This window comes from Bacillus sp. TCT6, from assembly GCF_056033845.1.
Map to the genome: position 1 here is coordinate 3,139,366 of NZ_JBVYHX010000001.1, position 13,994 is coordinate 3,153,359.

Genomic DNA, 13,994 nt, shown 5'->3' on the forward strand with positions numbered 1-13,994 from the left:
ATTCTAGCATTCTCTCCTAGAATCTCAACTTAAATCTTAAATCCACCAATTAACTCTTGAAGTTCTTCTGCCATCTGTGCTAATTGTATTGCTGAAGAATTTATCTCTTCCATAGAAGCATGTTGTTCCTCAGATGAACCAGCAATCGTTTGCATACTTGAAGAATTCTCTTTTACAGCCATAGCTATTTGATCAATCGATGTATCGACTTTCATTGCATCAGTAGTCATTGTATTAGATAGTTCCACCATACCATGCACTTTTGACACAATATCATTTGCAGATTTTGAAATCTCATAAAAACTTTGCTTTGTATCGTTCGCAACTTTAATTCCCGACTGTACCTCTACTCCCACTTCATTCATAGCTTTTACAGTCTCATGTACGTCTGCTTGTATTTCCTTAATTAAGCTTCCAATTTCCATCGAAGATTCGGATGATTGCTCTGCTAGCTTCCTAACTTCATCCGCAACAATTGCAAACCCTCGACCCTGTTCTCCTGCTCTAGCTGCTTCAATTGCTGCATTCAATGCTAATAAATTTGTTTGTTCCGCAATATTTTGAATCGCTTCTAATATACTTCCAATTTGTTGCGATTTCTTATCTAATAATTTTATTACATTATCGGATTGAGAAACAGAGTGATGGATAGACTGCATTTGTGCTACAGTTTGTTCTACTAATTGTTCACCTTCATTGGCTTTTTGTTTTGTGTATATGGATGAAGCCGATACTTCAGATGCATTCTCAGCTACATATTGAATATTTCGTGTTACCTCACCAATTAATTCAGCTCCAGACTCAACTTCATTATTTTGAACTTCTGCACTGTTCGAGATTTCTTCCATCTCTTTTGTAATTTGTTCTGTCGCAACACTTGCTTGCTCTACACTAGCAGTTAGTTCCTCAGAAGACGCAGCTACATGTCCTGCAGATGTGTTAATTTGAGAAATAATATTACGTAACGACTCTGCCATTGTATTGAAACTACCACCTAATTGACCAAGTTCATCCTTTGAACGAATATCTATTTTCTCGGTTAAATCTCCTTGACTAATTCTTTGAGCTGAAATGACTAATTGTCTTAGTGGAGTAATTATAGATCTGAGTATGAATAGAATTACAATTCCACCTAACAATAATGAAGCCCCTATTATAGTGAACGTTTTATAAAAAATAGGATTAGTAGCTTCTTCAATTTCTTTCGTAGGCATTACGCCAGCTATTTTCCAACCTGTTTTTTTATTTGTCTTAAAGCTTATGTTTCGATCTTCGCCATTGAGGCTATAAGTAATTACTCCATCTTCTGTCTTGTACAATTCATCCGCTAAAGTTTTCTCTAATTTCTCTCCAGGCTTTAGTGATGGATGAACAACTATAGTTTTATCTTGACTAACTATAGATACAAATCCTTGCTTTCCAATTTTTATCATTTTGGATGTTTTTACGATATCTGTAATATTCAAATCTACGCCAATGACACCACTTTTATCTGCATTTTGCTTTGCAATTGCAATTACCATATTTCCTGTAGACTTTGATTTATAGGGAGATGAAACAATAATCTCTCCATTTGCTTTTACTGCATCCTTATACCAACTACTTTCTAACGGATTAAACCCTTCTGGTATTTTGCCAACAGGTGCATGAATAAATTGATTGTTACTGGATGCCGTATAAATCGTTTCTATCTCTGGATGTAACTGTATATATTGATCAAATTTACTCTGTACATTTTGCGATTGTTCAGGATTATAATCCCCTTGTGTGAGTACCTTTGCAAAATGAGTGACATCTGTATGCTTATTTTCTAATTCATCATCAACAATCTTGTCTAAAATACTTATATTATCTTTTGCTGATTGTAGAATTGTTTCATTAAGATCTGTTTTTGCTTTATTATAAGATGATACTCCTACGATAAGGCTTGGTATAATTAATATTGCTATAAATGCCATAGACAACTTCGTTTTAAGCTTTATTTGTCCCAATCTTTCTTTTATATTAAACACTAGATACTTCTCCTTTTCATTTTTACTACTTATATAGTTCATTTAAATTTTATCCTATATTTTTCCATATTCATTTATGGTACCATTCGAAATGAAATCACAATTACATCCTATCATCCGCACTTTACCATTTAGCGATTTAAATTTCACAGGCAGAGTTTTATCTGTCCTCCTTTCGAATATGTTTTTTTCTAGATTCAGCAATTATTAGACTACGAATTATTCCAAATAAATTGGATACAACATATACTTCATTTTAAAAATAATTATTGGATTTGTTTGGATAAAAATCTAGTTTAGCGCTAATCCAATCAGATGAAATCCTTACCATAATAAATTAACTAAAACATAAATTCTAAATAGCTGAATAAAATAAATTAGAGAATTACATTGTAACACGTATATACAAGTTTGTAATATTAAAATTTAAAACTTTACTATATTTCATATGCAATATTACATGTGAAAAGCCCTATTTTTTTTGTTATACTATGCATGTGGATTTTTCATTCAAAAATCTACCCAAACGCATATTTATGTATATGCCACCCTAATTGATGAAAGTGAGAAGAATGTTTATCATTTTTCTCACTTTTTTATATTTTAACTGTTTGGTTGTACAAAAATCTTTAGACATTTTATATTTAAATCTTAATAATCTACACCTGTGAATAGTATTATAAAAATAAACTTACAAAGAGAATTAAACTTCTAAATTTAATCTTTGGAATCATTTATTTTCTAAAAAACAATCCCACATCTTTATCAACTCATTTTAGAATATTCAAACAATAATTTTATATACATTACCTGCATAAATTATTCTTTTTCTTTTATATAAGACTTACTTTTTTACTTCTGATAAATTATTAAACATTGGATTATTATACACGTCCCCAAAAACATGAGGTATTTTGTAGAATTTTGTCTATCAATATGTATGTACACCCTTTTGTAGTGGATATAGACTGTGAGGTGTAAGGAGATACCTTACAAAATAATAAAAAGGAGATTATAGAATGAGTAGATTAACAAAATTCTCAAAGTTAGTATTTGCAACTTTAATCGCGGGAAGTAGTTTAAGCACAATTGTTTCGTCACACAGTGTACAAGCTGACACCTTAGATCCTAATTACCAAGACACTGTAAAATTTATATCACCTTCTAGTGCTAGGCCAACATTGGAACAAAAAAACACTATTGTTCCAGATGCAAAAGTTGTTAAAAACCATTATGTAAAGTACTCTAAAGCACATTTCCAAACTAAAGAAAGTATACCAAAAGAGATTTATTATTCTTCAGAAGGCTTTAAGGGCTATATACAGGCAAGTACCGTTTGGGATATGGGAGATCATTTCGCAACACTATATTCCGGAACCGTTATTCGATGTTAGACTTTTAATCCCTTCTCTCTTAATGCTTATAATGATCAGTAGCTTACTGCCAATACTGTAATATCTATTGTTCATAAAATAAACCACAAAATCTTTCGATTTCATGGTTTATCAAATATAAAAATAATGCTAAACAAATACTCTAACATTACCTTCCCCAAAGTTAATTATAGAGTATTTTCAAAAAAAAGACACTCTTGTAGTGTCTTTTTTTTATTATTTAAAAAATTACACCTACTAACATCTTATTGTTGAGACTATTCATTTATTTCAATATGATACTTTTTCATCTCGTATATGCAATAGACAATGATAGCTAAACTCCAACTGACACCATAATAATCATGTGTGTAGAAGTCATATCCCGCCTTAATACCTTTCTCTATTACAACAAATGTAAATCCTAAAGCCACCCATTTGTTAATTTTCATCTTAATAAACGTTAAAGAGATAATTATTAAAAATAAAATATTTGTAAGATGATTTATCATTAGCTCATATTTTTGAATGTATACTGCCATCATACAAGCAACGATATTAGTCGCAATGCCAAAGGCAATCATCGCTCCCCAAACCCTGTCCGAAAGTCCCATTCCTGAGTCAGTCCCTTCCTAAACAAAAATCCTTTTATTTAATTCGTTCCTTCACCCTATTCAAGGTATGCTAAATTATCCTTGTCTGATGAATATCTATTTATCTTTTCATATAGAGCAAACAAAATCTTTACTCATAATTTTTTCTTTATTAGGAAAACTATGTATAAGCCGTTTGAACTAGCGGCTTCACTCTTCTGGTAATGGGGTAGCAATTTATTGAATTGACTAACTCATTCAACCCACTAGCACCGGCAGGCAACAAAATAGTTGTCTGCCATTTTCATGTATACTTTTTCTAACTTTATTACAAACCAAGTGTGTGTTGTACTAATTTCAAAAAGGACAGAATGTCATTTTTGAAATTGTAAAAAATAAGGTCCTGTCTACTTTTGGTATAGGACTTTTTCTTTTCACATATACTATTTTTGAACCTGTTTACCAATACGTGTCCTATTGGTATCTTGAATTCCTCCTAAAAAGGGCTGCAGATACGAATGCATGCCCTTTTATTTACATTGCTACTCTATATTCGATAAAATAATTAAAAACTCAAATATAATATTACATATTTTTCTATTTAGGATTATATTAAGATTTACTTCATAGTCGAATTATGGTTTCGTGTATAATTCAGCAATATGTAAACTGTTTACCTAAAGAAAAGGCACCCAAAAGTGCCTTTTCTTCTTTTAATCTAAAAAACATTTTGCCTTTTCAGTAAGATCCAATTATCCCTCTAATCTAAACCTCATATTTAATCACGGTACTCAAGAGTTTCCATCTATTTCAATATGCCTTATAGTTTAATTTCAAATCAAATTTCCAGCAATATATTTGCTTTCTTACAGATTTCTGTCTTTTTCTTAATTCTGTCAAAATCCTCATGTAGCTATACAAAGAATATATGCTATTATGATTTTGAGAAACTATGCGTTCCCTTAACCCTGTATTTGACCCTGTATTCATTACAGGGTCTTTGTTTATTTTATTTACTTTTAGTTAATACACACCCAATTTCAGTTAAAATTGTTTAAATGTTAGTTAATTTTTAAAATGATATATCTATAAGCTCTTTTAGCAAATAAAATATAATATTAGACATATATAACCAACTTGTGGCCATTATTAGTTTTCTAAATACGCACTTCATTAACACTATACAAATAGTGCTAACTATCTTAATTGAATATTAGTAATAGTAAGTATAAACATTATCAATTTACTATATATTACATTTATGTAAAAATAGATGTATGTTAAGCTTATTCAAAATCTTTCCCCTAATAAAGATTTGAAGTAGCATTTCATGATTCTCCTTACTGTTAATATGCCTTGAAAAAGAACCCTATAGGGTTCTTTTTCTTTTCATTATAACCTCAGTAAGTGCTTATTTAACATGCAAAAAGGACCGCTAATTATTTGCAGCCCTTTTACACGTTAATATACACTTGTATTACATACTTAACAATTTATTGTATTAGGTATTTATACAAACTAAACATGCTATTATCATTTAGATATATAACACTTCAAAGTTTAGAAGTATACAATAACAAATCTTTCCCAGCTTCCAGCTACATAACTAGTAGCTGTTAATTCTCTACCATCATTTGCTGATATATATCTACCATTACTTAGTGCTTGTAATACATATATCCTATTGTCTCCACCATTATATAAGATAAACTTTTCCCATGCACCAATTGATGTACGATCTGCTACTACTCTACCATTTGGCTCAAACGAAACATACTTCCCATTACTTTTAGCTTTTAAAGCGTACGTATATAATTCCCCAGTCGAAATTAATTCAAATTTCTCCCATTCATTAACTGCATTACGATTTGCTATTATATTTCCCGAAGGCTCAGCCGAAACATATTGTAAATTTGCTGCCTGTATAGCAACTGTCCAACTTCCATTAAATAAATTCACGCCTTTTAGTGAACCTGCTTTTGATAGATTGGCTGCCGATACATCATTCGATGGTGTAATCATCACTATCATTAAAACCATCGACAACACCATTAAAACTAACCTTTTTGAGATTGTATTACCACTTGCACGTGTTATGAACCTTTTCATTCCCATTCCTCCCTTAATATACATAGAACTCATGTATATCATACCAAATATGTAAAATATTGTAACGATTGAGAGGATTTATCAACAAATACCTTACTATTCTGTTTCTTTTTTCTCAAATCTATAGCAATTAAACATGTATCAATTCTCAAGCACATTTTTCAAATTATTTTCCCCCTGATAAAAAAACGTAGAAATTTTTGGAAACGAAAGTATATACAAAAGAGAGAGTATTTTCATTTCACCTTTCTTTAAATAAAAGCCAAATAGCCGTTCATAATGAACGACTATTTGCATCCAACTAATACTTAGAATGTTTTTTATGTTAATCTATTTTGTTTAATCCCGTTGAAGTAACTTGATAGGTTCTTTTTTTGCCCATATATTCTTGTTTATTATTCTCAAGATTAATAAGTGTAGCGCGTGTTTTTTCCTTTACTGCTTCCCCTTCTATATGGGTAAACTCAATGTAATCTCCCACTTTTACGGGCACGGTTTGGCTTTCAGCAGTTTGTTGTCTATTCCCTACTATTTCCTTATTGTACACAACACCACCATTTGAATTCTTTACTGTAATACTTGCATACGTATTATTAAAGTAAGAATGTGGTACGCCTGCTTCTAAATTCACCTGCATTTTCTCTGTTGTCCTATTATAATCTACTTTTGCGATTTCTCTATCACTATATCCTTTTAAAGACCACCCAAAATGATTTCCATCTAAAACCGTTGTTTCTGGCATTTTTTCTACTTTCTTCAAGCCTTCTTTTGTAACTTCATACATGCCTTTTTTTCCAAAACTTTCTTGTTTACTGTTACCTACATTTATTAAAGTAGCTCTATGCACACCTTCTAGATGTGTCAGCTCAATATAATCCCCTACTTTAACTGGAACTTTTTGCGATTCAGCATTTTGTTGTTTGTTCCCATAAATATCTTTATTGTATACTACTTTTCCTGATGCATTTTGTACTTTAATACTCGCATATGTTTCATTAAAATAATGATGTGGTACGCCTGCTTTTAAATCAATTTGCATCTCTTCTGTCGACTTATTAAAATTGACTTTTGCAAACTCGAAATCACTAATTCCTTTTAGTGACCATGCAAACTGGTTTCCTTCTAAAATATTATTTTCATTAGGCATATCTGGTTTAATTGGATTAGAATCCGTACTCTTCCAAATCTCTGCTGTTAAAATTGGATATCCTAATGCAGCTACTTTTTGAATAGTATCGTTATTTGGACGTAATCCCCACTTCTCAAAGAAAGGAATCAAATTTTGTTTGGCTACTTTTGATGCTGAAATCATAAATAATTGTTTTTTATTTTCATCAGTTTGTGGAAGTTCACTTGAAGGCATGTCTCTATACAATTGATGCAATTTAGGATAGAAATCCTCTCCATACGCTAACTGTAGTTGCCAAAGCATAACAAGCTTTACAAAAACATCGCTAATTTCATCATAATTTTTATTCACTTGTTCTAGATATTGAAATGCTTTTGGATAAATTCCACTTTTCTCTAAGTTGGATGGTTGATTAAATGCTTTTTCTACAGAAAGGCTGTATATATTATTTTGTACTTCTGTCATATTATAAAACTTCCAGGGCGATTGTTGTCTCAAATGTCCTGCCTCATGCCAAGGGCCCCAGCCATCTGTTATAAATTTATTAATATCTAACACGTATTGGATTGCGTCTCCTACATATGCTGTTCGATAAGAAGTTGCATACATATAATAATCAGGAGAATGATTTTCTTCTACGTAATGAACATAATGTTTATCTACTTGTTCTTCAGATAATCCAGCTACTTTGTCTTGAATTCGAGTAGCTTCATCCATCTTTTTTAAGAGTTGTACAGGATCTGTATTAGAACCCAACAAATATTTCTTAATACGTGCAGGACTAGCCGTAATTAATACACGTTCTCCTTTTAACTCCACTGCATGTGCATTTGGATATTGGTCCAGCATGTTAATTAAATCTTGTTTCGTATGCTTTCCTAGTTCAAAGAAGGGCGTAGTCGTTCCGCCTGTTGTAATTGTTGTTCGAATGGTACCACCTTGTTGTTTATTATAAAAATAAATCATCCCCCCATTTGGAGATTGGATTGTGTTTATACCTGGTTTTAATGTAAATGATTTTATCTTAGAATCTTCTCTCCAAGAAGCATCATATGAATACGTTCCAATATATACCTGAATATCTTGATTACCTTCTACATTAATCGTTATTTGTTCATTTGGTTTTGCATATAAACCAGTTGGTTCATATGGACTAAATGCCATACTTTTTCTTTCCTGTTGTTTTATTAGCTCAACATCCCCTTTTCCTGGGACTGTAAATGTTCTATTTTCTGATTTAACTGATTTTTCACTTTGCAGTGATGTCGATAAATTTTTTTGCTGCTCCTTTTGCTCCGCAAAGACATCTGATGAAGAAATCATTCCAGTCGCAAGCATAGTTACTGTAGCAGTAGCTGCAAGTATTTTTCTAGTTTTATATTTTGAATTATTCCCCATATTATCTCCTTCATTTTTCCTTAGTACTCTTAAGGATTTTTTGTTTTCTTCTTCATGTTTTTACAATCTAAACTATTCATACTATTTAAGTTGTATCTATTACTCTATATTTTTTCATAAACATCTCCTTTTCTTTATTTATTATTGTATATAAATGTTATTTGATGACACATTAAATAACAACTTTACGATAAACTCATCGATAACAGCTTATTATGTTTTGATTCTGTATTCTAAACTTCCATCCGATTGGAGAAATATATCCAATTGGAGAAATCAGTAAATAATTTTCAACATTTAAGGGTTGGAATCTCACAAAAAATTCATAAAAATTTTTCAGTTTAAAGGTCAATTCAATTGCAACTATATTTGTTTAAGCTTCCACCTTTTTTGAAAAAAAGCATCTAATTCTACTTGAATTAGATGCTTACATTTAGTCCTTAGGACAAATATTCTAAACTATTTATGTGGTTGTAAATCTTTTTTTATTACTTCCCAGAGTGAATTATCTTGAGGCACCGGTTTACCCTCTTCATCCCATTTTATTTTTCCTGTTCCCAATTCATAATTCATCCCTGTCCATGTGTCTTCACGGAATGCATAGAATGATTTATGCCAACCTTTTTGGTTGAAGATAGAAATAAGATCTTGCATGTATTGGGTAGCTCCCGGAACAGTACGGTTAATTCCAAACTCCTCTGCAATAATTCGATTAGATGATACATGATTTTTCTTAGACCATTGTTGGATTGGCTTCAAAAATTTCTCTAATCCCTGCTTATTCCACATTACAGGTTTCTCTAAGTCTCCTACTTTTACTAATCCTGGATATTGATATTCTTTATTTTTCTTTTCACCTTGACTCGTTAATTCATATGGTTCATACATATGAAATGCGTAAAGCGTTTTTTTATCCTTTACTGGTTTTAAATATTTAAAAGCCCATGGAGTAGCATATAAACCTGAATCTAAAATAATTGGTGTTTCTTGGTCTACTTCACGAATGGAATTGATTACTTTTTGATACAATCTGTTTAAATCCGCTGTCGTTCCCTTCACTTTTGCATACCATTTCTCGTAATCTTCTGTCCAAAAATCATTATATCTATTATTTTTAGCTGTTTCTGGATGTGGTTCATTTATAATATTATAACCCACCACCGCAGGATAATCTTTTAATTCCAGAGCAAGGTCCTTCCAAAATTGACTTGCTTGTTCTTGATACCTCTCTTCTTCCCATATTCTGTCGTCATTCTTGTTATTATTAAATTGGCGCCATCGATCACCAGGTAAAGATAACATTGTAAGAACAACTTTCATTCCTTGTGATTGTGCGGCATCTAAATCCGCCTTTAATTTTTCTAAATCCTCCTTTACTAATCCCTGATAGTTATCTGCATTACCTATCAGAAAATCCTTTCCAGAAGTATCTGGTTTATCCTCAAATAGAAAATCTTTATCTTTTGCCCATTTATCAGGTGCTAAACGTACATATTCAATATTAGCTTCTTTTGCACTTTTATAGTTTTCAGGTAATGACGTACTATTCATGAAATTAGTACCCTTTCTTTTCGAATCCCAAAAACTAATTTTCGAATCGCCCTTGTGGTATGTATCAGCTCTTACATTCATTTCCTGTACTCCAAAACTCATCATGCCTAATAACGCAACAATTGGCAAAATTTTTTTCACAACTTTTCCTTCTTTCTCTTTATATTTAACACACATAACATACCTTTGTTTTGTTACAGGAATATGGCAAATTTCCATAAAAGCCTTTTTAGTTTATAAGATCGCAGCGTATTCATAAAAATGAATGAGATAATTAGAACATTGCTTCATTTTCAAAGAAACAAAAAAGGAATCCTTTACGGATTCCTTTTTGCAATTCACTCTTTTTCAAATGGTACATTTTGCACCTACTTTTAGTATACCTTATAATTCCCATAAAATAAATAAGATTAACTGAAATTCACTTCAAATTGTGATAGAAAACATAATTAAGAAGCGCAGATAACTAAATATTATCCCTTTTATTAAATAAAAAAGATTAAATAATTCCCCCTCCAAACTAGGACCCCTTTACACTTTTTACAAATATTGCTATAATTAGATAAACCAAAGCATTACCCCATTAACAAAGGGACTCCATAATTGGAGTCCCTTTGTTAATTAGCTATTAAAAATGATAGCATGTGATTATTGTATAATTTCTTCCTTTTTTAGATCTGCATATTCTTCTACGAAATCCCATAAACCTTGCTTTTCGAAGTAAGAAATACTTTTTTCACTTCTTCTAAGAGTTTAATTGCTTCATCTTCATTAAGAGAACGTAAAATATTGAAATGATATACATACTCTTCATTTCCTAATTCCATACAAACTGCTAATCCTTTTTCAAATTGCTTTAAGAATATACAAGCTGGCTCTAATTCTTTTTCACAAGAAGCAACTTTCACCTCATATCCCATTAACCCAAAATACAAGGAATATAGATACTTATTTTACTTTCAAAGGCTGAAACCTTGCTGCATAACTCCTGAAAATAAAGTGAAAAGAGGTTCAAATCCATATGGATAGAACCTCTTTTCACTTTATTTCATACATATACTGATTTTTCATTTATTCATTTTGTATTGTACTTAAAAAAACAATAAATTCATCATCATTTACAGGTTTACTGTAGTAATAGCCCTGAATTAGATAACATGCATTACGTTGTAACACTGTTAATTGTTCTTTCGTTTCTACCCCTTCTGCTATGACTTTCATGTTTAAAGTATGAGCAAGTGAAATAATGGTCTGTATAATTTCACCTCCATCAGTAGAAGTTCCAATCCTATTAACAAATTCTCTTGGAATTTTCAAAGTATCAATTGGATAAAGAGGTAAATACGCTAATGAAGAATAACCTGTACCAAAATCATCAATTGATAAATGTACACCAAATGATTTTAATGCTTTTAACTTTGATAAAGTTTCTTTTTCATCTACCATGGCGATTCGCTCTGTTAATTCCAAATTAATCGAATTAGCAGGTACTCCTATCTCTTCTATGGTATATATAATGGTTTGAACAAAATCTTTCTGTTCAAACTCTATAGCTGATAAATTTATCCCCATCTTTAGATTTGAAAAGCCCGCAGAATGCCATTCTTTCAGTTGTCGACACGCTTTCTGTAACGTCCACTTTCCAATTGAAATAATCTGCGCCGTTTCTTCTGCGATAGGTATAAACTCAAACGGAGAAATCAGCCCAAGTTCTGGATGTTGCCAACGTATTAAAGCCTCTGCACCAATAACCTTACCTTCCTTACTGTCAATTTGTGGTTGATACAATAAAAACAACTCATTATTTTCAATTGCATTTGGTAAATCCTGTTCTAATCGTAATCGACGGGTTACTTTTTGAGATAATGTCTCGTCATACATACAAACAGCATTGTTACCTTTTTCCTTTGCGCTATACATAGCGATATCAGCGTGTTGTAAAAGTGTAGTAGTATTTATTCCTCCAAATGGATACACTGCTATTCCTATACTAAGAGATAAGTAAAAACTATGCTGATTTACTACGAATGGTTCTTCAGTTATAAGAAATAGAGTTTTACACAAATTCAATAGCTGTTGCTCTGTTTGGTTATGGACAATGATTGCAAACTCATCACCACCTATTCTTGCTAGAGGAATTGTCGGTGAAAGACATGTCCTAAAACGTTTGGCAACTTCTTTTAAAACCCTGTCACCAATGGAATGGCCCAGTGTATCATTAATAGTCTTAAAGCGGTTTAAATCAATATACAGGAGCCCAAATTTATCCTGTGTTTTTTGCACACGCTTAATGGATCTATCTAATTCTTGTTGGAAGAATATACGATTTCCAATCTCCGTCACCGTATCATGGAATGCAAGGTAGTTTATCTCATCCTGTTGTTGTTTCATCCTCGTTATGTCTTTTACCATTACATAACTCCCAAAAGTTTGACCTTCTATCATAATAGGAACTATAGTGACATACCAAAACAGCATGTCCTTCTCATTGTTATTTTTCACACGCAACTGTAGTGAAGATGAACTACATCGTCTCCCTTTCTTTATAGCCGCTTCCAATTCAGATTTATCTTCATCTAAAAAAATAGAGAAGCACTCTTTCCCTATTAATACAGCACTGTCTTTTCCTAATAACATACTTCCAGCCTGGTTTATATTTAATACGATACCAGTTGAATCAATCGTTAAAATAGGATCCGGATGATACTCATATAATGACTTAAATCTTTCTTGATTTTTTACCAAATCATTAGATTTGTTTATTAAATCCCTTGTTCTTTGAGATACTGTTTGTTCTAATTGATTATTAAACACTTTTAATGTTTCAGTTAAATCTTTGTTTTGCATTCGTACGATTGTATGACGAATCAGTACAAATACAAAAGCAATACAATTTCCCGTAATCAATGTAGCTGAAGACGTTTGCTCTTTCAAAGTAAAGCCAATTAAGACTGCAACTGCAAGATAAGGGAATATGCCAAGAAGTTTCTCTCCAAATGTCGGATTAATAATAAAATAATTTCTTTTAGAAGAAGCATCCTTTGGAATTGTAGCAGCAATAGCAATAAATAATAGGAAAACTCTATACAAACACCTTAAAAATATAACTGAACGCTCTGACAAATCACCTTGTAAGTAAAAATACAAATAGTCCGTAATAGCTAATCCAGTTAATACTAGGATAAAAATATACAATTTGCTTTTTGCATTGAAAATAGCAGGTCGAAAGATTAGTGTAACTCCAAGTAATAGAAGTAATAAATCTATAATCGGAAAAATAAATGAGAGAAAAACATCTCCAATTGATAAGAATAAGATATTTGCAGAAGGTTTATTAAATAAATACCACTCTAATGTAAAAATAGCAGTAACAACAATGCATAAATCACAAAGCAAATATGCTTTCTCCCATTTATTACATTCCATCATGATTTTATAAAAGAACGCAAAGAGAAAGAAGAATAAGAAAAGCAACAAAAATACATCAGAGATATTAAAATTTTTTATTGGTAATTCTACATTAAGTACTTGAAAAGCAGATATAAAATTCCCTATCAAGAAACAACCTATCGCAATAATAATGCACACCCAGAATACTCCTAACTTAATTTTTCTGGATAATATAGAATACAGTAGTGAGATAAATACAGTAGTTTCAACAACTAAAGATGATAGTCGGATATTAAAATCTGATACGAAATAAAGACTTGGAAAAACAAATATAAATATAAAGCAAAAGCTTATATAAGCTATTAAAGCCAATATCAATACATAAAATTGCACATATGCATGTTTACGCAATGGACTCACCTTCTTGAGTTTTTTCTAT

The 13,994-nt window shown here is 31.4% G+C and carries 8 protein-coding genes; 1 reads left to right on the plus strand and 7 read right to left on the minus strand.

What is annotated here, in order from left to right:
• Nucleotides 1-29: 29 nt before the first annotated feature.
• A complete protein-coding gene (locus AC0ONG_RS15975; RefSeq protein WP_000481863.1) occupies nt 30-2,012 on the minus strand; it encodes a methyl-accepting chemotaxis protein in 1,983 nt (660 codons plus the stop codon).
• Nucleotides 2,013-3,031: 1,019 nt separating this feature from the next.
• Here AC0ONG_RS15975 and AC0ONG_RS15980 point away from each other — a divergent pair.
• A complete protein-coding gene (locus tag AC0ONG_RS15980) occupies nt 3,032-3,406 on the plus strand; it encodes a hypothetical protein (RefSeq protein ID WP_000088964.1) in 375 nt (124 codons plus the stop codon).
• A gap of 257 nt (nt 3,407-3,663) precedes the next feature.
• On the opposite strand, the gene AC0ONG_RS15985 is transcribed toward AC0ONG_RS15980, so the two are convergent.
• The 6 genes from AC0ONG_RS15985 to AC0ONG_RS16010 form a co-directional block, all read right to left on the minus strand.
• A complete protein-coding gene (locus AC0ONG_RS15985) occupies nt 3,664-3,999 on the minus strand; it encodes a hypothetical protein (RefSeq protein ID WP_000524428.1) in 336 nt (111 codons plus the stop codon).
• 1,539 nt (nt 4,000-5,538) lie between these two features.
• Nucleotides 5,539-6,087, minus strand: coding sequence for a fascin domain-containing protein (locus AC0ONG_RS15990; RefSeq protein WP_086397761.1), 549 nt, complete (start codon nt 6,085-6,087; stop codon nt 5,539-5,541).
• A gap of 325 nt (nt 6,088-6,412) precedes the next feature.
• Nucleotides 6,413-8,614: a M60 family metallopeptidase gene (locus AC0ONG_RS15995; protein WP_474203617.1), complete on the minus strand. Its 2,202-nt coding sequence runs from the start codon at nt 8,612-8,614 to the stop codon at nt 6,413-6,415.
• A gap of 459 nt (nt 8,615-9,073) precedes the next feature.
• On the minus strand, nt 9,074-10,342 hold the full coding sequence (locus tag AC0ONG_RS16000; RefSeq protein WP_025989072.1) for a glycoside hydrolase family 5 protein: 1,269 nt from the start codon (nt 10,340-10,342) through the stop codon (nt 9,074-9,076).
• 512 nt (nt 10,343-10,854) lie between these two features.
• Entirely contained in the window at nt 10,855-11,085 is a 231-nt protein-coding gene (locus AC0ONG_RS16005; RefSeq protein ID WP_002162674.1) for a hypothetical protein, read from the minus strand.
• Between the two features lie 151 nt (nt 11,086-11,236).
• The gene (locus AC0ONG_RS16010) at nt 11,237-13,966 is read right to left on the minus strand and encodes a sensor domain-containing protein (protein ID WP_002162673.1); all 2,730 of its coding nucleotides are present in this window, start codon (nt 13,964-13,966) and stop codon (nt 11,237-11,239) included.
• Between the last annotated feature and the right edge of the window lie 28 nt (nt 13,967-13,994).

Excerpts from the sequence above, each read along its gene's own strand:
- AC0ONG_RS15980 (WP_000088964.1), top strand. The coding sequence starts at position 3,032 with ATGAGTAGATTAACAAAATTCTCAAAGTTAGTATTTGCAACTTTAATC.
- AC0ONG_RS15985 (WP_000524428.1), bottom strand. The coding sequence starts at position 3,999 with ATGGGACTTTCGGACAGGGTTTGGGGAGCGATGATTGCCTTTGGCATT.
- AC0ONG_RS15990 (WP_086397761.1), bottom strand. The coding sequence starts at position 6,087 with ATGAAAAGGTTCATAACACGTGCAAGTGGTAATACAATCTCAAAAAGG.
- AC0ONG_RS15995 (WP_474203617.1), bottom strand. The coding sequence starts at position 8,614 with ATGGGGAATAATTCAAAATATAAAACTAGAAAAATACTTGCAGCTACT.
- AC0ONG_RS16000 (WP_025989072.1), bottom strand. The coding sequence starts at position 10,342 with ATGTGTGTTAAATATAAAGAGAAAGAAGGAAAAGTTGTGAAAAAAATT.
- AC0ONG_RS16005 (WP_002162674.1), bottom strand. The coding sequence starts at position 11,085 with ATGGGATATGAGGTGAAAGTTGCTTCTTGTGAAAAAGAATTAGAGCCA.